Origin of the sequence: Shewanella indica (genome assembly GCF_033842865.1) — a bacterium.
Taxonomy (GTDB): Bacteria; Pseudomonadota; Gammaproteobacteria; order Enterobacterales; family Shewanellaceae; genus Shewanella; species Shewanella indica.
Map to the genome: position 1 here is coordinate 315,793 of NZ_JAWXXR010000001.1, position 17,440 is coordinate 333,232.

Consider the following 17,440-nt stretch of genomic DNA (forward strand, 5'->3'; position numbering starts at 1 on the left):
ATGAACTGAGTTCAGGCAGACTTTTTCAGCACGGCCAGGGCGGTCAACGCCCTTTGCCGCGCCGCGCTGTGCTCGACTATAGGTGGCGGATAAGCCGCAGTGGCGAACAGACTCGGCTCGGTGAAGCGAGACGATGCGGCTGTGCCCGGATGGTGTATCTGTTTAAGCGGCCACTGTGCCAGTTCAGGCAGATAACGACGGATAAAACTGGCGTCAGGGTCGAACTTTTCACTCTGGCTCATGGGGTTGAAGATCCTGAAATAGGGCTGGGCATCACAGCCGGTGCCGGCAGACCACTGCCAGCCGCCGTTATTGGCTGCCAGGTCACCATCTATCAGGGCGCGACGAAAATACTGCTCACCCCAGCGCCAGTCCACCAACAGGTGTTTGGTGAGGAAGCTGGCGGTCACCATTCGCAGCCGATTGTGCATCCAGCCGGTCTGGTTTAGCTGACGCATGGCGGCATCCACCAGCGGATAACCGGTGCGGCCCTCGCACCAGGCGGCAAACTCTTGCGGGTCGTTACGCCAGACTATGTCATCACCGAGCACGTTGAAATTGCGCCCCATACACAGCTGGGGCCAGGCGTGCAGCAGATGGCGGTAAAACTCGCGCCAGGCCAGCTCAGCCAGCCAGCTGCGCCCCGGACTATTGTCCTCTGCCATAGCCTCGGGGAAGCGATTGAGCAGCGCCGCCACACATTGCCGCGGGCTGAGAATTCCAAACGCCAGATAGGGCGACAGGCAACTGGTGCCATCGAGCGCCGGGAAATCCCGCTCCTGGCCGTAATCGGCAAGCTGGTTGGCAATAAAGCTATCGAGGCGCTGCCTGGCCGCCCCTTCACCCACTGGCCAGTGGTGGCTGTCTTGTTTACTGCCTTGATTGCTGATCTTAAAACTCAGCTCTGCGGGTTCGGGTAAAGCCGGGGCCAGAGGCGCAGGTACCGGCAGCGGCATTATCGCCTCACTTCCCAGCAGCTCACGCCAGCGGCGAAAGAAGGGGGTAAATACCCGATACATTTCGCCACCTTGGGTACGGACGCTGCCGGGCGGCAGCAGACAGTGCTCATCGGTAAACTGCAGGCCCACCCCTATAGTCCTGGTGAGCTGTGCCAGCGCCTGATCCCGGCGCTGCTCGTTAATCTCCACCTCGCGCCCGACAAAAATCTGCTTAACGCCCTGGCGTTGGCAATACTCCTCGACAGTGACATTCACCAAAGAGAAATCGTCACAGTGCAGCAAATCAAAAGCTATCCCCAAAGATGCCAACGCCCGTTGCAGTTGATTGACGCTGCGCTCGATGAAATCCAGCTGCATGGGACCAACAGAGTGCTGCTGCCACTGGGCCGGAGTCGCCATATAAAAACCCCGCAGCGGCAGACCTTGGGCCCTTGCCGCTTCGCACGCCAGCCACAGGGCCTGGTTATCTGAAGTGCGCAGATCGCTGCGAAACCAGATGGCAACACAGGCCTTTTCAAGGGAAGGCGCATGATTGGGCAAGGACTGGGACATGTTACTTGTCCTCCGGTTGTTTTGAGGCGGACTCGGCCTGACCCAGCAGTGCCAATATGGCGGCATTGCTGCTGCAAAGCACAGGATTCTTGACGGGCTCCCGGTTCTTGTTGGCGCCTTTTTCAGTCACAGCCAGTTCCTTGGCATAGTGCTCAAAGGCATTGGCGTGAGCCGCCACATAATCCCCGCTCAAGATCAATGGATATTCCAAAGCGCTCGCCAACTGGAAAAGGGCTTTGACACTGCTGCCCGGCAACTGGGAAGGTGGCAGCAACAAGAGCCCCTGCAGCGGCAGCCTGTGTGCCAAGAGTTGCAACCCCTGACCTTCCAAAGGCTCCTCTATATTGAGCGGCAAAAGGCTGACACCCCGGGTGATAAGCTCCAGTTGCAACAAGATCTCACTCCAGGCCGGCTGCTTGCCAAGCGGCAGATAAAGAAGTTGCCAACGGGGTTTCTGACGCAGCAACTGCTCGCTGCGAGCGCCGACATAGTGAGCCAGACGGCTTTCGAGCCAACTGCGGACAAATGCGCCGTCGAGGCGTTCATCGAGTTGGGTGTCCAATACTTGCAACCAATGGCGCAAGCGCCGACAACACAAGGCGATGGGATAGAGGGCACTGAATTCATCCAGCAAGCGGCCAAAGCGGGCACTGCTGAGAGAAAGTGCCGCCTCGGTGAGACTGCTGCTGAACTTCAGCCAGTCGTCGTCTTCATTTTCTTGCTGCAGCTGTTTTTCTGTCTGGCCACTGAGCAGTGGCTTGACCTTGCTGATGGCCACGCCCTGCTCAAGCCAGGAGAGGATTTCACGGATCTGTTGCACCTGCTCCTGAGTGTAGAGTCTATGGCCCTTGGGGGTGCGCTGCGGGATAACCAGTCCAAACCGTCGCTGCCAGGCGCGCAAGGTGACAGGATTCACCCCGGTCAGTCTGGCGACTTCGCCGATGGAAAGGTTGGCAATGTTATCAGTAGGCATAACGCAGTTTTAACTCCTGTGGATGAGGGTTGAGATAAACCTGGGCCGCAATATACGGCTGCGGATGCTCCCTCAAGTAATGTTTAATCAATGTCAGCGGCACCAACAGAGGTTGCAGCCCCTGACGATATTCATCTATCGCCTGACTAAGCTCAGCCTTCTGTGCCTTGGTCAGTTTTTGTTTGAAATAGCCCTGAATATGCTGCAGTGCGCTGGTGTGATTGCGGCGACTGGCCTTATTTTTCAGCGCCTCCATAAAGCCTTCAAAGTAACGCCGGGCAGTTTCCTGCAAGTCTTCACCACCTTCAGCCAGCAAGGGGCCAAGTTGGCGATATTGAGCCGGACTGTGCGCCAACAAGAGGTATTTGTATCTGGCGTGAAATTGGGTCAATTTATGCAGGCTTAAGCCGGAGTGCAGCAGACACTGCCAGTCGTGAAAGGCATACACCCGGGTGAAAAAGTTTTCCCTGATCACCAAATCGTTCAAGCGCCCCTCTTCTTCAACCGGCAGTTGTGGCCAGCGTTGCATCAGGGCCTTGGCGAACACACCTATGCCACTGCGATTCCCCTGATCGCCGCCTTCCTTGTAGACAGTGACCCGTTCCATGCCGCAGGTAGGTGATTTGGCACAAAGCAGATAGCCACTTAAAAACCCCAATTCAGCGACTTTTTGCTCACTGAAACTTTGCAGGCTCTCGGTTACATCCAAGCTGGCATCACGGCTCTGGATCCTAATCTCATCACCGCGGCGCACCTGACGTATGCTCTTGCGTGGCGCGCCCATGCCTATTGCCATCTCAGGACAGACGTGCACAAAGTCGAAATGTTGCCTAAGTTCCTGCTGGCAATAGACAGAATTCTTATGACCACCGTCAAAACGCACCTGCTGCCCCAACAGGCAGGCACTGATACCCAGTTGAATTCGCTGCGGCTCAAACTTGTACATATTGAGAATCCTTGTATAACCTTGTAGTAGATTAAGGCATACACCTGTACAAGGATCAAGTTTTTGTACAATATTTTTTTAGTAAAGAAGGATCGACTTGCCGGGCAAGTCATACAAGACCTTAAAAGGAGTCGAGCTCAGAAAACCTGAGCTGTCTGCTGGCGAAGTAGCACCCATCTTGGATGAAACCTGTAACGCAAAGGCATTTAAGAGAGATTCGAAGGGAGATAAAAAACGGGAGCCTTGAGCTCCCGTTTTCTGTCATTGATATCTTTCACTGCAGGGCACTAACGCCTGAAATTATTGCTTGCCGGCCCCCAGACGCTCAACCAGGAGTACCAGGCCAATTCCAGCGGCGGCACACAAGAGCGCCAACCCCAACTGATGCGGCTGCTGTGTCAGTTGCTCAAAGCCAAAGGGTGACAGGTTTTGCTGCACCAGGGGTACCTGCTCACCATGGGAATTGGTGCGCCAGCTCAGCGTCTGTTTCCAGGGCCAGATCTTGCCCAGCGTTCCCAGCATAAGCCCGGTAAGGAAGATAAGGGTGGCATCGTGAAAGCGCCGCAGCAACGCCGACAGCAGATGGCTGAAACTCAGGATACCTATCACGGCGCCGACAGCAAAACAGCCGAGAATGTCCAACTGGATATTCTTGGCCGCCGCCAGCACGGCTGGATAAAGCCCCAACAACAAGAGGATAAAGCTGCCGGATATCCCTGGCAGTATCATGGCGCAAATGGCAATGGCACCGCCAACAAAAATATTAAAGTAGCTGGCCTCCAACTCGACCGGGCTCAGCACGGTAATGCCCCAGGCAAAGGCCACTCCCAACGCGAATATCAATAGTCGCGGCAGTGAAAAACCGCCCTTGACCTGGCGCAGCATATGCACCACGGAGATCAGGATCAGCCCGAAAAAGAATGACCATACAGGAATAGGATGATGTGCCAGCAGGTAAGAAATAAGCTTGGCCAGGCTCAGAATACTGCTGAGGATCCCCGCCAACAGACTCAACAAAAAGGCGCCATTGATATGCGCAAACGCCGCCTTGATGCCGTCACGGCGTATAATGCCCCAAAGACTGGGATTGATACGGCGAATACTTTCCAGCAGGGTGTCATAGATGCCGGTAATAAAGGCTATGGTTCCCCCGGAAACGCCGGGCACCACATCGGCGGCCCCCATGGCCAGCCCCTTGAGGTAGGTCAACAGAAATTTCACTAGGTTTCCTTACTACTGTTTTGATAATTCTCGCGGATTATACCAATCCTGATTGAAGTTGGATTGTCCAAGGAAGTGATTCTTGCACTTGCAAAAGGTTCACCCATTCGCACCTTCCCGAAGAAACCGCCATTTAAGCACAGGCACCAGTTGCTGCCACGCGTTTTTATTCTATCTGTTCAGCCTCAGCTCAGATTGGCGAGCCCCTCGATCATCTCAGCCAATACTCTTGGTTCTTTCCTTTTAGCTCGTGCCTCTTTCCTTTTAACTCTTGCCTCTTGGCTCTTGCCAAAGCGCTCGTCAGCATACACACTCATCCGACCAGATTGATAACAAAAACATTACCCTATACCAACAAAAAACATCAACAAGGAATACCCACAAGGAATCACTATGAGTAAAACCGCCAATTCGACCCTGAACTTGTATCACAAATGCCGGCGCCTGCCCTTTGGCAATAAGATATTCTCCTTGCTGGTCAGCCGGATGGCGCCCTACTTTGGCAGTATCAAGCCGATAATTACTCAGTTGGAGCCCAACTACTGTGAATGCCTGTTGCGTAAACGCCGCGCAGTGGAGAATCACATAGGTACAGTACATGTCATTGCCATCTGCAACGGCCTGGAAATGGCGATGGGGGTCATGGCCGAGGCTTCAATACCACCTCATCTGCGCTGGATCCCCAAGGGCATGACGCTGGATTACACCGCCAAGGCCGGCAGCGATATCCGCTGTGTGGCCAAGGTTGATGCCAACGCCTGGCAGCCGGGGGATCTTGATGTCGAGGTGCTCGCCTATGACAGCAATGATATCCTGGTGGTCAAGGGCAATATCAGGCTCTGGATCTCGGCCAAGCCGGCTAAAAACGCGACCGAGAAGGGATCATAATTTGAAACAAGCGAGCACTTCCCTCATTCGGGTTTGATTGCTAACTTAGCTCTGTTAATAAAAGCCATAGATGGTATACAAAAATAGGCAGGGAAAAGATGCAGGGACAGCCGGTCAAAATCAGTCACAACCCCAATATCGATGCCGTCAGAGGGCTGGCGGTATTAGGGATATTCTTTCTCAATGTGAGTTTTATGGGCGTCACCTTATATGGTTATGCGCCCTTTCCCGAGTTTCATTTAACCGATGCCATTACCGAAACCCTGAGTAATTTTCTGCTGGAGGGGCGCTTCCTCAGCCTGTTTTCCATGCTCTTCGGTGTCGGCCTCTATATTCAACAACAGAATTTCCTCGCCAGAGGATTGGAGCCCTTCCCCTTAATACGCTCGCGCTTACTCTGGCTGATGCTCTTTGGGGCGCTGCACAGCCTGTTTATCTGGCCGGGGGATATCCTGCTCACCTATAGCATTTGTGGCTTCCTCACCTGGCATTATCGTAACCTGGAGATTGAAGCCCAGCAAAGGCGGGCACTGCTCTTTATCGCCATCGGCATCCTGGCCTATGGCCTGATGATCTTTCTGCCGGGTGATGAAGCCTGGATCCGCGGCAACGCCCTCTTCAATGAACAATACAGCGCCTGGACCGGCAGCTATGGCGAGCAGTTGCTGATGCACCTGTTTATGACCTTGCTGATGCTGATTTCCCTGCCATTTACTCTGCTGTGGTTTGTCAGCGGTGTGATGCTGCTGGGGATCAGCCTGTATCGTCGCGGGCTGTTTGACCAAGGTTTACCCCAGGGCAAATTGGGGAAATTGCTGGCACTGAGCTTACTGCTGTCGCTGGCGGACACGATTCTCAGCCTGCAATCCCGCCCCAAACTGGTGATGCTTTCCGATATTCTGGTCATGCTGAGCGCCATTCCCATGGCTATCGTCTATGCGCATCTGTTAGTTAAGTTCGGCCGACGCCTGCCATGGCTGCAAATGCGCCTGCAGGCGGTTGGCCGGATCCCCTTGAGCCTGTATATTCTGCAGTCCTGTTTTGGGATCTGGCTGTTTCGCCATCAGGCGCCCGAATTGCTGCTGACACTTGAGCGCATAGACTACCTGGCCATAGCCCTGGGTTTTGCCTTGGTACAGATAATACTGGCCGGCTGCTATCTTAGGTTCTTCAACCAAGGGCCGCTGGAATGGCTCTGGCGTCGTCTGGCCTTTGGCAAGAAGCCAATCAATAACGCCATGAATACTCACGAGTCAAACACATGAAGCACAAAGGAAAAGTCAGCCATTGGCAGGACGATAAAGGCTTTGGGTTTATCAGCCCCAATGACGGCAGTGAACGGGTGTTTCTGCACATTAAATCACTGAGCCTGAGCGGTCGCAGGCCACAAGTGGGCGACGTGCTGACCTTTGAAATCACCCAGGATGACAAGGGTCGGCGCCAGGCAAAACAGGCCTTCTTTCCCGAGGACAGGGGCAGACTCAAACAAAAGCAGCGTCAGCAGAATAAGCGCAGCAGTCACAAGTCTTTCATCGGTAAGCTCACCGCCCTGTTTGCCCTGCTGTTACTGGCTTTAGTGGCACTGGATAAGCTGCCGCTCTTGGTGCCCGTCTGGTATCTGCTGCTGAGCCTTCTCTGTTATTGGCTCTATGCCCGCGATAAAAAGGCCGCTGAAACTGGCCGCTGGCGCACCAAGGAGTCGACCCTGCAACTGACCGGCTTGCTCGGTGGTTGGCCCGGCGCTTTACTGGCACGCCATCAGTTTCGCCACAAGACCAGTAAAACAAGTTTCAGACTCCTGTTCTGGTGCTGTGTCGGCCTCAACCTGTTGGTGCTTGGCGCCGCTCTTAAGCTGGGATGGCTGGCACTGCTGCCCGAGATAGCCTTTTAACGGTTGGCTCTAAACTCAAGGGCAAGCTCACCTATCAAGCAGGCTCAATCATCTAGGCTTAATCAAGTAAGCTCAGTGCCAGCTTGCGGCCGCGCTCGGCAGCATACTGCCGACTGACGAGCTGGGCCGAGACTATCGCCCCCTCTTTAATCAAACACAACTGCCCGGCCAACTCACGAGCGCGCTCGTTGCCAAGCCAAGACGACAACTTCTGCTCAAGCTCATTTTGAACCCTGGCCTTATGCTCACGGCAGAGACGATTTACCGGATGCTCGGGTGAGGGATACTCGGCGGCGGTATTGATAAAGAAACAGCCGCGAAACTGGCTCAGGGATTCAACCCGGCTGTTGAACCAATCATCCAGGGCGTTAAACAGCTCATGAACCAGCTCCGTCGGCGTTTGCGCCGCCTCCAGCCTTTGATTCAACCAATCAAAAAACAGCTGATCGCGATAACGCACCACGGCCAGCACCAGGGCCTCCTTACCCTCGAAATGATGATAAAGGGTCTTCTTGGCTATGCCGGCCTCAGCCAGAATTTGATTGATGCCCACCCCATGCACACTCTCTCGATAAAAGAGTTCAAAGGCGCCGGCAAGCAGTTGGGAAACCTTGTCCATCTCACGCTCCTTAACGATTCAATCTGAGTTTGACAAAAGTAGAACGGTCTGTCTACCATAAAAAGTAGACCGATTGTTCTACCAGGCAAAAATGCTGACAACCAAAGGAAAACAGATATGGACAACACACCGCCCCTGACCGCAACACCTGCTGCAAAAAACACAGCCCAAGCGGCGACAAACCGTTGGCAGGCTGCCGCCTGGGCCACACTGGGCGCCGGAAGCTGTATTGGATTACTGGCGGGATTACAGGAGATGCTGACGCAGAACCTGAGCTGGAGTCTGCTGCTGATGGCACCATTCGGCGCCACTATGGTGTTGCTCTACGCCCTGCCCCAAAGCCCGCTGGCGCAGCCGAAAAACATTTTCTTCGGCCACCTGCTCACCTGCGCTCTGGGACTCTTGTTATTGCACACCTTGGGAGTGTCGCCGCTGACACTGGGGCTGGGAACCGGCCTGGGTGTCGGCCTGATGATGCTGACTAACACCACACATCCACCGGCCGGCGCCAACCCCTTGCTGGTGATGCTGGCCGGGGCCGACTGGCAGTTTTTGCTAACCCCTGTGGTTTCGGGGTTGCTGCTGATCCTCGCTTTCGGTTGGGCCTATCACAAGAGCCTGTATATCAAGGGGATCAGCAAGCATAGCTGGCCTAAAACCAGCTGAGGGCAACACTTATCACCACGCCGGTGATCAGCAGCTGCATCAGACAAAAACCCATGATATCCCGGGCCTTGAGCCCGGCAATAGCCAGCACAGGCAGCGCCCAGAAAGGCTGGATCAAGTTGGTCCAGGCATCCCCCCAGGCCACCGCCATGGCGACCCTGGCGACATCGGCGCCAAGAGCCTCGGCGGCCGGCAACATGATAGGTGCCTGTACCGCCCACTGGCCGCCACCGGATGGCACGAAGATATTCACCACCCCGGCGCTGATAAAGCTCCAGAATGGCAGTGACTCGGCGCTGGCAATGGCAACAAAACCCGAAGAGATACTCTGTGCCAACCCGGACTGTACCATCACCGCCATGATGCCGGCGTAGAAGGGAAACTGGATCACTATCCCGGCGCCGCCCTTAATCGCCTCATTGAGACTGACCAGCAGACTTCGCGGCGTCTGGTGCAGGGTTATCGCCAGGAACAGAAACAGGAAGTTGACTATGTTGAGGTTAAGACTGCCCCCCTGAACAAAGAACCAATACCCCAGATACCCGAGACCACACAGGCCCACCAGGATCCCGAGTATCCGGCTGTTCTCCAGATAGTCGGCCGGGCGTTTGTTCTCACTCTGAGTCGGCGCAGCATCCTCGAGCAGCGCAGGATCGACTATCACTGACTCTTTGTCATCCGGCAGCATAAAGCGATTGACCAGCGGCATTATGATAAACAGCAAGGCAAGTAGCAGCAGATTAAAGCCGGCAAAAATAGTTTCCGAGGTAGGAATAATGCCTATCTGCGCCTCGGCAAAGTGTCCTGGTGTGGCCACTGTCAAGGGCACTGAGCCCGCCAAGCCGCCATGCCAGACCACAAAGCCCGAATAGGCGCTGGCCACCAGCAAACGGTAATCCACCTTGACCCGGCGCGCCAACGCCTTGGCAAACAAGGCACCAACCACCAAACCGAACCCCCAGTTAAGCCAACTGGCCGCCAAGGAAACCAAGGTCACCAGTATGATAGCCTGCGGCGCGCTGCGGGCCAGGGACGCTATGGCATCCAGCAACTTCTTCACCGGCGGCGAGCTGGCCAGCATAAAACCGGCCACCAGCACCAGCAACATCTGCATCGAGAAACTAAGCAGGTTCCAAAAACCGCTGCCCCAATAACCCAGCACTTCTACCGGTGTCTTTTGCTGGCCGAGCATGGCGGCAGCAAACACCAATAAAGTAAGCAGGAGCACAAAGATATAGGGATCGGGCAGATACTTATCCACCAGCTTGACCAGTGGCCGGGAGGCGCGATTGAGCATAGGGGTTTCCTTGAGTCTTATTATGATTATTCTGCGGAGAGCTGATTTAGGGAAGGTGCGAATAAGTCCTCGTGGCACTCTGGCTTGCACAGCAATTGGCGTTCAAGGCATCTGACTGAAGGCATGCCGGGGCATGTCGAAGTCGGATAACGCAGAGAGCCGGTTGCTGTGAAAGCCCCGAAGGGCGTAGCTTACAGGCCTGCCTGCTGTGTTGTGCTTCTTGCAAAGGACTAGGCCATTTGCGGCGAACCACGCCTTGCATCCAAGCCCGTAAGCCGACGCAGAGCACACATGGGACTTGTTCGCACCTTCCTTAGCTTTCACTTTTTTATCAATAGCCTACACAAGTCTGCCCGAGGGATAAAGCCCGACAAAAGTACACTATAACCCTAAGCTGTAAATGCCGCAGTCCAACTGCTAAGATAGCGCCACCTTCAGGACAGAGGATCCCCAAATGAGAATGTTGCTTGCCGTGGTGGTTATCGCCGCAGTTATTTTTTACTTTTTCACCACTATGAATGGCCAGAAACTGGCAAAAGAGAATGTTGCCAAGGGCGAGGTATTTCTTGAGGCCAACAAGCATAAAGAGGGGGTGGTCACCACAGACTCGGGGCTGCAGTATCAGTTACTGCACAAGGGGCAAGGCCAGGTTCATCCGGGTCCCAAGGATAAGGTGACAGTGCACTACCATGGCACCCTGATTGACGGCACTGTGTTTGACAGCTCGGTCGATCGCGGTGAGCCCATCGCCTTTCCACTCAATCAGGTGATCAAGGGCTGGACCGAAGGGGTTCAGTTGATGACAGAAGGCGACAAGATGCGCTTCTTTATTCCCAGCAGTCTGGGCTACGGCAATCGCTCTGCCGGCTCGATCCCGCCGGGTTCAGTACTGATTTTTGATGTGGAGTTGCTCAAGATCAACTGACAATCCCCAACAACAAGCCCGGCCAAAGCCGGGCTTGTTAATTGGCACTTTTCTCACTCAAACCCAGCTCTCACAACACGATCCCTTTTTACGAGTTTGCAACTCCGGGCCTCGTCCATTCAAAATCTGGATGCTGGCAACTCAGGGCGCCAGCGCTTCACGGGTAAATTCCGAGTGGTCACACTCGGGGCAGTCGGGAATAACGCCTGGGAACTCGAAGTCCATCTCATGGCCGCAGTTACTGCAGACCATTTTACCCTGACTGACGATATCGCCGCTCTGATAATAGCCATGGTGTTTGAATTCATGGGCCAGTTCGTGCCACTCCACCTGGCTGCGGTCGCTGATTTCACCCAACCAGTGCCAGAGGGTATTTTCCAGCGTCAGCATAGTAGGGCTGTAACTGATGTCATCTTCCGTTTGGCTCTGAATATAGCTGGCGATATCCCGCTTGAGGAATTCCTCGACCAGAGACAGCTCGGCCTCACCGGCCTGCTGCTTGATAGCCAAATACTCTTTCCCTTCCTTGATAGAATTAAATAAGCTCTTCACTGTCAATGAGTTATCTTGGTCATACTGTTGTTTGACTCTGTCAATCAAGGCCTGATACAGCGCCAGTAACTCCGTACTTCTCTCACTCATGGCCAATACTCCTTTAAGACGAACCTTTCTTAATGACTCACTTCTGGTTTATTCTATGCAGATCTAAACGGCGCAGTATAGCGCGCATGTCAAAATAATGGGCGGCATTGCCGAAAAACCTGATGCAAGAGCAATATAATCCCTCAGAAATCGAAGCCAAAGTGCAAACGCACTGGGCAGAAAAGAAAACTTTTGAAGTCACCGAAGATCCGAGTAAAGAGAAGTTCTACTGTCTCTCTATGTTCCCCTATCCTTCAGGTCGGCTGCATATGGGACACGTGCGTAACTACACCATAGGTGACGTAGTTTCCCGTTTCCAGCGTCTGCAGGGTAAAAATGTGCTTCAGCCCATCGGCTGGGATGCCTTCGGTCTACCGGCAGAAAATGCCGCGATCAAGAACGCCACTGCCCCGGCGCCTTGGACCTATGAAAACATAGATTACATGAAGAACCAGCTGAAAATGCTGGGTTTTGGCTACGACTGGAGCCGTGAAATTGCCACCTGTACCCCGGAATACTATCGCTGGGAACAGTGGTTCTTCACCAAACTGTATGAAAAAGGCTTGGTGTACAAGAAGACCTCTTCGGTCAACTGGTGCCCCAATGACCAGACAGTGCTGGCCAACGAGCAGGTTATCGATGGTTGCTGCTGGCGCTGCGACACTGTAGTGGAGCAGAAAGAGATCCCTCAGTGGTTCATCAAGATCACTCAGTACGCCGAAGAGCTGTTGAATGATATCGATACCCTCGAAGGTTGGCCTGAGCAGGTCAAGACCATGCAGCGTAACTGGATTGGTCGCTCCGAAGGGGTCGAGATGACCTTCAAGGTGGCTGGTTCTGACGATAGCTTCGACATCTACACCACACGTCCGGATACCGTGATGGGCGTGACCTATGTGGCCATTGCCGCCGGTCACCCGCTGGCCGAGAAAGCCGCCGCCAACAACCCGGCGCTGGCAGCCTTTGTTGAAGAGTGCAAGCAGAGCACCGCCTCCGAGGCCGAGCTGGCCACTATGGAGAAAAAAGGTGTTGATACCGGCCTCAAGGCGATCCACCCGCTGACAGGCGAAGAAGTCCCGGTTTGGGCCGCCAACTTTGTCCTGATGAACTATGGTACCGGCGCCGTAATGTCGGTTCCCGGCCACGACCAGCGTGACTATGAATTCGCCACCAAGTATGGCCTGGCGATCAAGGGCGTGATTAAGCCTGCCGATGGCGAGCTGGATATCTCTGAAGCCGCTTACACTGAAAAAGGCATACTGTTCAACTCGGCCGAGTTCGATGGTCTGGACTTTGAAGCCGCCTTCAACGCCATCGCCGACAAGCTGAGTGCCGAAGGCAAAGGCAAGCGCCAGGTTAATTTCCGTCTGCGCGACTGGGGCGTCAGCCGCCAGCGTTACTGGGGCGCACCTATCCCTATGGTGACTCTGGAAGACGGCACTGTGATGCCGACGCCGGAAGAACAACTGCCGGTCATTCTGCCGGAAGATGTGGTCATGGATGGGGTCCAAAGCCCAATCAAGGCCGACAAAGAGTGGGCCAAAACCACAATCAACGGCCAAAATGCCCTGCGCGAAACCGACACCTTCGACACCTTTATGGAGTCCAGCTGGTACTATGCCCGCTACTGCTCGCCCAAGGCAGATCAGATGCTGGATCCAGCCAAGGCCGACTACTGGCTGCCGGTAGATCAATACATAGGCGGTATCGAACACGCCTGTATGCACCTGTTGTACTTCCGCTTCTTCCACAAACTGCTGCGCGATGCCGGTTTGGTTAACTCCAATGAGCCTGCCAAGCGCCTGTTGACCCAAGGCATGGTACTGGCCGATGCTTTCTACTACAGCAACGAGAAAGGCGCCCGCGTTTGGGTATCGCCACTGGAAGTGACTGTGGTTGAGAAAGACGACAAGGGTCGGATCCTCAAGGCAGTGGACAGCGAAGGCCATGAACTGACTTACACCGGCATGAGCAAGATGTCCAAATCGAAAAACAATGGTATCGACCCGCAAGTGATGGTGGAGAAGTACGGCGCCGATACTGTGCGACTGTTCATGATGTTTGCCGCACCACCGGAGCTGACACTGGAATGGCAGGAATCAGGCGTGGAAGGTGCCCACCGCTTTATCAAGCGTCTGTGGAAACTGGCCCACGACCATATATCTAAGGGCGAAGCTCCAGCGCTGGATATCGCGGCTCTGACCGGCGAGCAGAAAACGCTGCGCCGCGAACTGCACAAAACCATCGCCAAGGTGACCGACGATATCGGCCGCCGCCAGATGTTCAACACCGCCATTGCTGCTGTGATGGAACTGATGAATGCGCTGCAAAAGGCTCCACAGGAAACCGAGCAGGACAGAGCCCTGATGGCCGAAGCCCTGTCGGCCATTGTGCGTCTCTTGTACCCCATCACCCCGCACCTGAGCTTCAACCTGTGGCAGGAGCTGGGCATGGAAGGCGATATCGAGTCAGCCAGCTGGCCTGAAACCGACGAATCCGCACTTGTCGAAGACAGCAAGCTTATCGTGGTGCAGGTCAACGGTAAGCTCAGAGCCAAGATCACTGTGGCGGCCGATGCTGCCAAGGAAGAGGTCGAAGCCCTGGGTCTGGCCGATGAGCAGGTGATGAAGCACACCGAAGGCAAGACCATCCGCAAGGTGATCTATGTTCCCGGCAAACTGCTGAACATAGTCGCCAACTGAGAAAAAACAGGACATCCATGCTGAAACTATCTTTAAGCGTGAAGCAGTTGATGTTCGCCCTGCTGGCACTGGTCGTTATGACCAGTGCCGGTTGCGGCTTTCAACTCCAGGGAAGTTATTCCATTCCGCCCGAGCTCAGCAAGCTGAGCCTGGAGAGCAGCGACAAATACAGCGAGCTGAGCCGCCTGGTGCGTGAACGTCTGCGTCTCAACAATGTCGGCATAGAGGAACCCGCCAAGGGCATTCCCCGTCTGGTGCTGCTGAGCGACACTCTGGAGCGCTCAACCTTGTCGCTCTACCCCACAGGCAACGTCGCCGAATATGAACTCATCTACCATGTGCGTTTTGCCGTGTCTCTGCCGGGCAAGGAAGCACAGCCTTTCGATGTGGAAATCCGCCGCGATTATCTCGACGACCCCCGCACCGCGCTGGCCAAGAGCCGGGAGATGGAGTTGCTGGTCAAAGAGATGCGCATTCAGGCCGCCGATAACATCATCCAGACTCTGGCCGCCATCGAGGTGAACTGATGCGGGTCTATCCGGATCAGTTACACCGGCAGTTGTCGCCACTGAAATCCTGCTATCTGCTGCTGGGCGACGATCCCTATCTGCTGGACAGCAGTAAGCGGCAAATCCTGGCTGCCGCCCGTAGCCAAGGCTTTGAAGAAAGGTTGCAACTGACTCAGGAAGCCAACTTCAACTGGCAGGATCTCGCCAACGAATGGCACGCCATGAGCCTGTTTGCCAGTCGCAGGATCATAGAGCTCAACCTGCCACAGGCCAAGCCGGGCGCCGATGGCGGCGCCATGCTGCAAAGCCTTATCGCTGAACAAAACCCGGATATCTTGCTTATCATCGACGGCCCCAAGCTTGGCCGCGATCAGCAAAACAGCAAATGGTTCAAGGCCCTGGACAGTCAAGGTCTTTATGTTCCTTGCGCCACCCCCGAAGGGGCTCAGTTTCAGCGCTGGCTCGACGGCCGTATTCAATACTATCGGCTCAATCTCAAAAACGATGCCAGAGCCATGCTGTATGCCCTCTACGAAGGCAATCTGCTGGCGGCCGATCAGGCGATGCAACTGCTGCAACTGCTGGCCGGTGCCCGTCCTGTGGACAGCGAAGAGTTGAGCCGCTACTTCGAAGATCAATCCCGCTTCAGCGTGTTCCAATTGACCGATGCCCTGCTGGCTAACCAACAGGATAAGGCCCAGCATATCCTCGCCCAGCTCAAGGCCGAAGAAACCGCCATGCCCATTATCCATTGGGCGCTGCAAAAAGAGCTGACCTTGCTGCTGACGCTGCAATCGGCCCGCAGTCAGGGCGAGAGCCTCAATAGCCTGTTCGGCAAGCATAGAATTTGGGATAAGCGCAAGCCGCTCTATCAGGGCGCCCTCACCCGGCTGAGCCTGGAAGCCATAGAGTCCATGCTGGCTATCGCCTCCAAACTGGAGCTGGCACTGAAACAGCAAGGCCAGGAAAACTGGACCGGCCTGTCCCATCTGTGTTTGCTGTTCGATCCCAAAGCGGCGCGCCACCTTGACCATATTGAGTTCGACTGAGGAGACTAGATGCGTATCGGACTGATGGGCGGTACTTTCGACCCAGTTCACTATGGTCACCTCAAACCCGCGGCCGAAGTCAAAGCCCGGCTAGAGCTGGATAAGCTCTGGTTGCTGCCGAACCATATTCCGCCGCACAAGGCCAAGGCCACCGCCAGCAGCGAGCAGCGCCTGGCCATGCTTAAACTGGCCTGCGACGAGTTCCCCGATATGGACATTTGCGATATCGAGCTCAAACGCAATGCCCCCTCCTATAGCGTCGCAACGCTGGAAGCGCTGCAGCAAGCTTTCCCAGGCGCCGAATTTCAATTCATCATGGGTACAGATTCCTTGCTGTCGCTGCCGAGCTGGCATCAATGGCAGCGGCTGTTTTCCCTGTGTAACCTGGTGGTTTGCCAGCGCCCGGACTGGCACCTGCCAAAGGACGCCGAAATCCAAACCGAACTGGCCCAAAGAGGCTGCTCGGTCGCCCAGGCCTTGACAGCGAGAGACAAGGGCCAACATCAAAGCGGCAAAATCATCAGCCTCTCGGTCAAGCCGCAGCCCTTCTCCTCCACGGCCATTCGCCGCGCCATCGCCGCCGGTAACATTAATGCCTGCCTCGCCGCCATGCCCAAAGCCGTGCTCGAATATATAGTTACAAACCGCCTCTATCTTGGCGGTTAACTGCGGTGGATGGGCGATAAATCCTATGGGACTTGCCCGCCAGCGCTGATATACTACTGCGCTTGATCAAAAACATGAGAGGATCTTCAGCGTGCAAGGCACAGAACTGAAACAATTTGTTGTCGACAAGGTCGATAATCTCAAGGCACGGGACATAGTCGTGCTGGATGTCAGCAAAAAGTCCAACGTGACCGACTTTATGGTTATCTGCTCAGGCACATCCAAGACCCATGTTCGCGCCATTGCTGAAAATGTAGTTGCCGAAGCCAAACAAGCCGGTATGCAACCTCAGGGCGTAGAAGGCCGCGACAGCAGCGACTGGGTTCTGGTGGATCTGGGTGATGTGATTCTGCATGTGATGCAGGAGCAAACCCGCGAACATTACCAGTTGGAAAAACTCTGGTCTGACGCCAACGCCTGATGAAACTGCAACTCGTTGCCGTAGGCACCAAAATGCCGGACTGGGTCAGCAAGGGTTTCGCCGAGTACCAGCGCCGCTTCCCCAGGGACATGGCGCTGGAGCTGGTTGAAATCCCCGCCGGCAAGCGGGGCAAGAATGCCGATATCGCCCGTATTCTGCAAAAAGAGGGCGAAGCCATGTTGGCCGCGATCCCCAAGGGCAACCATATCGTCACTCTGGATCTGCCGGGCAGGAACTGGACGACTCCAGAGCTCGCCTCTGCCATGGAAAAGTGGCAGCTCGATGGCCGGGATGTCAGCCTGCTGATAGGCGGCCCGGAAGGCCTGGCTCCTGCCTGTAAACAAGCCGCCAGCCAAAGCTGGTGTCTGTCGGCCCTGACCCTGCCCCACCCTTTGGTGAGAGTCGTGGTGGCCGAGAGTCTGTACCGGGCCTGGAGCATCAACAACAATCATCCCTACCACAGGGAATAAGGCACCCAAGAGCCACTTGCTTTAGCTGACTTTGCATTAACTGT

18 protein-coding genes are annotated in these 17,440 nt (G+C 55.0%); 11 read left to right on the forward strand and 7 right to left on the reverse strand.

Going from position 1 to position 17,440, the window contains the following annotated elements; genetic code table 11:
• Window positions 1–11 precede the first annotated feature (11 nt).
• From phrB to SIL79_RS01515, 4 genes are all read right to left on the reverse strand, one after another.
• Window positions 12–1,511 (reverse strand): deoxyribodipyrimidine photo-lyase, encoded by a 1,500-nt coding sequence (gene phrB / locus SIL79_RS01500; RefSeq protein ID WP_162206683.1) that lies wholly within the window; start codon window positions 1,509–1,511, stop codon window positions 12–14.
• A gap of 1 nt (window position 1,512) precedes the next feature.
• Window positions 1,513–2,484, reverse strand: a complete 972-nt coding sequence (locus tag SIL79_RS01505; RefSeq protein ID WP_071477036.1) for a MerR family transcriptional regulator — start codon at window positions 2,482–2,484, stop codon at window positions 1,513–1,515.
• Window positions 2,474–3,430, reverse strand: coding sequence for a YbgA family protein (locus SIL79_RS01510; protein WP_144361783.1), 957 nt, complete (start codon window positions 3,428–3,430; stop codon window positions 2,474–2,476). The genes SIL79_RS01505 and SIL79_RS01510 overlap by 11 nt, the downstream gene beginning before the upstream one ends.
• 300 nt (window positions 3,431–3,730) lie before the next feature.
• Window positions 3,731–4,651, reverse strand: coding sequence for a DUF368 domain-containing protein (locus tag SIL79_RS01515; protein ID WP_039034313.1), 921 nt, complete (start codon window positions 4,649–4,651; stop codon window positions 3,731–3,733).
• A gap of 393 nt (window positions 4,652–5,044) precedes the next feature.
• Between SIL79_RS01515 and SIL79_RS01520 the strand changes: the two genes are divergently transcribed.
• The 3 genes from SIL79_RS01520 (at window position 5,045) to SIL79_RS01530 (ending at window position 7,430) form a co-directional block, all read left to right on the forward strand.
• Window positions 5,045–5,539 (forward strand): hotdog fold domain-containing protein, encoded by a 495-nt coding sequence (locus SIL79_RS01520; RefSeq protein WP_039034314.1) that lies wholly within the window; start codon window positions 5,045–5,047, stop codon window positions 5,537–5,539.
• Between the two features lie 98 nt (window positions 5,540–5,637).
• Window positions 5,638–6,804 (forward strand): DUF418 domain-containing protein, encoded by a 1,167-nt coding sequence (locus SIL79_RS01525; RefSeq protein ID WP_162206684.1) that lies wholly within the window; start codon window positions 5,638–5,640, stop codon window positions 6,802–6,804.
• Window positions 6,801–7,430 (forward strand): cold shock and DUF1294 domain-containing protein, encoded by a 630-nt coding sequence (locus tag SIL79_RS01530; RefSeq protein ID WP_071477039.1) that lies wholly within the window; start codon window positions 6,801–6,803, stop codon window positions 7,428–7,430. The genes SIL79_RS01525 and SIL79_RS01530 overlap by 4 nt, the downstream gene beginning before the upstream one ends.
• Window positions 7,431–7,488: 58 nt before the next feature.
• Here SIL79_RS01530 and SIL79_RS01535 read toward each other — a convergent pair whose 3' ends face one another.
• The gene (locus SIL79_RS01535) at window positions 7,489–8,049 is read right to left on the reverse strand and encodes a TetR/AcrR family transcriptional regulator (RefSeq protein WP_071477040.1); all 561 of its coding nucleotides are present in this window, start codon (window positions 8,047–8,049) and stop codon (window positions 7,489–7,491) included.
• 117 nt (window positions 8,050–8,166) lie between these two features.
• On the opposite strand from SIL79_RS01535, the gene SIL79_RS01540 reads away from it, so the two are divergent.
• Window positions 8,167–8,715: an HPP family protein gene (locus tag SIL79_RS01540; RefSeq protein WP_162206685.1), complete on the forward strand. Its 549-nt coding sequence runs from the start codon at window positions 8,167–8,169 to the stop codon at window positions 8,713–8,715.
• On the opposite strand, the gene SIL79_RS01545 is transcribed toward SIL79_RS01540, so the two are convergent.
• On the reverse strand, window positions 8,702–10,012 hold the full coding sequence (locus SIL79_RS01545) for a short-chain fatty acid transporter (RefSeq protein WP_028781171.1): 1,311 nt from the start codon (window positions 10,010–10,012) through the stop codon (window positions 8,702–8,704). The two genes, SIL79_RS01540 and SIL79_RS01545, sit on opposite strands and share 14 nt — an antisense overlap.
• A 454-nt stretch (window positions 10,013–10,466) precedes the next feature.
• Between SIL79_RS01545 and SIL79_RS01550 the strand changes: the two genes are divergently transcribed.
• The gene (locus SIL79_RS01550) at window positions 10,467–10,937 is read left to right on the forward strand and encodes an FKBP-type peptidyl-prolyl cis-trans isomerase (protein WP_039034318.1); all 471 of its coding nucleotides are present in this window, start codon (window positions 10,467–10,469) and stop codon (window positions 10,935–10,937) included.
• Window positions 10,938–11,078: 141 nt separating this feature from the next.
• Here SIL79_RS01550 and SIL79_RS01555 read toward each other — a convergent pair whose 3' ends face one another.
• Window positions 11,079–11,579, reverse strand: a complete 501-nt coding sequence (locus SIL79_RS01555; protein WP_071477041.1) for a zinc ribbon-containing protein — start codon at window positions 11,577–11,579, stop codon at window positions 11,079–11,081.
• Window positions 11,580–11,701: 122 nt separating this feature from the next.
• Here SIL79_RS01555 and leuS point away from each other — a divergent pair, with 122 nt between their 5' ends.
• The 6 genes from leuS (at window position 11,702) to rlmH (ending at window position 17,396) form a co-directional block, all read left to right on the forward strand.
• Window positions 11,702–14,281, forward strand: a complete 2,580-nt coding sequence (gene leuS, locus SIL79_RS01560; RefSeq protein ID WP_039034320.1) for a leucine--tRNA ligase — start codon at window positions 11,702–11,704, stop codon at window positions 14,279–14,281.
• A gap of 17 nt (window positions 14,282–14,298) precedes the next feature.
• Window positions 14,299–14,808, forward strand: coding sequence for an LPS-assembly lipoprotein LptE (locus tag SIL79_RS01565; protein WP_025011678.1), 510 nt, complete (start codon window positions 14,299–14,301; stop codon window positions 14,806–14,808).
• On the forward strand, window positions 14,808–15,839 hold the full coding sequence (gene holA, locus SIL79_RS01570) for a DNA polymerase III subunit delta (RefSeq protein ID WP_233962703.1): 1,032 nt from the start codon (window positions 14,808–14,810) through the stop codon (window positions 15,837–15,839). The genes SIL79_RS01565 and holA overlap by 1 nt, the downstream gene beginning before the upstream one ends.
• 9 nt (window positions 15,840–15,848) lie before the next feature.
• Window positions 15,849–16,505 (forward strand): nicotinate-nucleotide adenylyltransferase, encoded by a 657-nt coding sequence (nadD, locus tag SIL79_RS01575; protein ID WP_233962702.1) that lies wholly within the window; start codon window positions 15,849–15,851, stop codon window positions 16,503–16,505.
• A gap of 91 nt (window positions 16,506–16,596) precedes the next feature.
• Window positions 16,597–16,926 carry a ribosome silencing factor gene (gene rsfS, locus SIL79_RS01580; RefSeq protein ID WP_233962701.1) on the forward strand — a complete coding sequence of 110 codons (330 nt, stop codon included), beginning with the start codon at window positions 16,597–16,599 and terminating at the stop codon, window positions 16,924–16,926.
• Window positions 16,926–17,396: a 23S rRNA (pseudouridine(1915)-N(3))-methyltransferase RlmH gene (rlmH, locus tag SIL79_RS01585; RefSeq protein ID WP_039034324.1), complete on the forward strand. Its 471-nt coding sequence runs from the start codon at window positions 16,926–16,928 to the stop codon at window positions 17,394–17,396. Before rsfS ends, rlmH begins: the two co-directional genes overlap by 1 nt.
• The last annotated feature ends 44 nt before the right edge of the window (window positions 17,397–17,440 follow it).

Bases quoted from the DNA above. Each gene is read 5' to 3' on its own strand.
- phrB (WP_162206683.1), bottom strand. From the start codon at position 1,511: ATGTCCCAGTCCTTGCCCAATCATGCGCCTTCCCTTGAAAAGGCCTGT.
- SIL79_RS01505 (WP_071477036.1), bottom strand. From the start codon at position 2,484: ATGCCTACTGATAACATTGCCAACCTTTCCATCGGCGAAGTCGCCAGA.
- SIL79_RS01510 (WP_144361783.1), bottom strand. From the start codon at position 3,430: ATGTACAAGTTTGAGCCGCAGCGAATTCAACTGGGTATCAGTGCCTGC.
- SIL79_RS01520 (WP_039034314.1), top strand. From the start codon at position 5,045: ATGAGTAAAACCGCCAATTCGACCCTGAACTTGTATCACAAATGCCGG.
- SIL79_RS01525 (WP_162206684.1), top strand. From the start codon at position 5,638: ATGCAGGGACAGCCGGTCAAAATCAGTCACAACCCCAATATCGATGCC.
- SIL79_RS01530 (WP_071477039.1), top strand. From the start codon at position 6,801: ATGAAGCACAAAGGAAAAGTCAGCCATTGGCAGGACGATAAAGGCTTT.
- SIL79_RS01535 (WP_071477040.1), bottom strand. From the start codon at position 8,049: ATGGACAAGGTTTCCCAACTGCTTGCCGGCGCCTTTGAACTCTTTTAT.
- SIL79_RS01540 (WP_162206685.1), top strand. From the start codon at position 8,167: ATGGACAACACACCGCCCCTGACCGCAACACCTGCTGCAAAAAACACA.
- SIL79_RS01545 (WP_028781171.1), bottom strand. From the start codon at position 10,012: ATGCTCAATCGCGCCTCCCGGCCACTGGTCAAGCTGGTGGATAAGTAT.
- SIL79_RS01550 (WP_039034318.1), top strand. From the start codon at position 10,467: ATGAGAATGTTGCTTGCCGTGGTGGTTATCGCCGCAGTTATTTTTTAC.
- SIL79_RS01555 (WP_071477041.1), bottom strand. From the start codon at position 11,579: ATGAGTGAGAGAAGTACGGAGTTACTGGCGCTGTATCAGGCCTTGATT.
- leuS (WP_039034320.1), top strand. From the start codon at position 11,702: ATGCAAGAGCAATATAATCCCTCAGAAATCGAAGCCAAAGTGCAAACG.
- SIL79_RS01565 (WP_025011678.1), top strand. From the start codon at position 14,299: ATGCTGAAACTATCTTTAAGCGTGAAGCAGTTGATGTTCGCCCTGCTG.
- holA (WP_233962703.1), top strand. From the start codon at position 14,808: ATGCGGGTCTATCCGGATCAGTTACACCGGCAGTTGTCGCCACTGAAA.
- nadD (WP_233962702.1), top strand. From the start codon at position 15,849: ATGCGTATCGGACTGATGGGCGGTACTTTCGACCCAGTTCACTATGGT.
- rlmH (WP_039034324.1), top strand. From the start codon at position 16,926: ATGAAACTGCAACTCGTTGCCGTAGGCACCAAAATGCCGGACTGGGTC.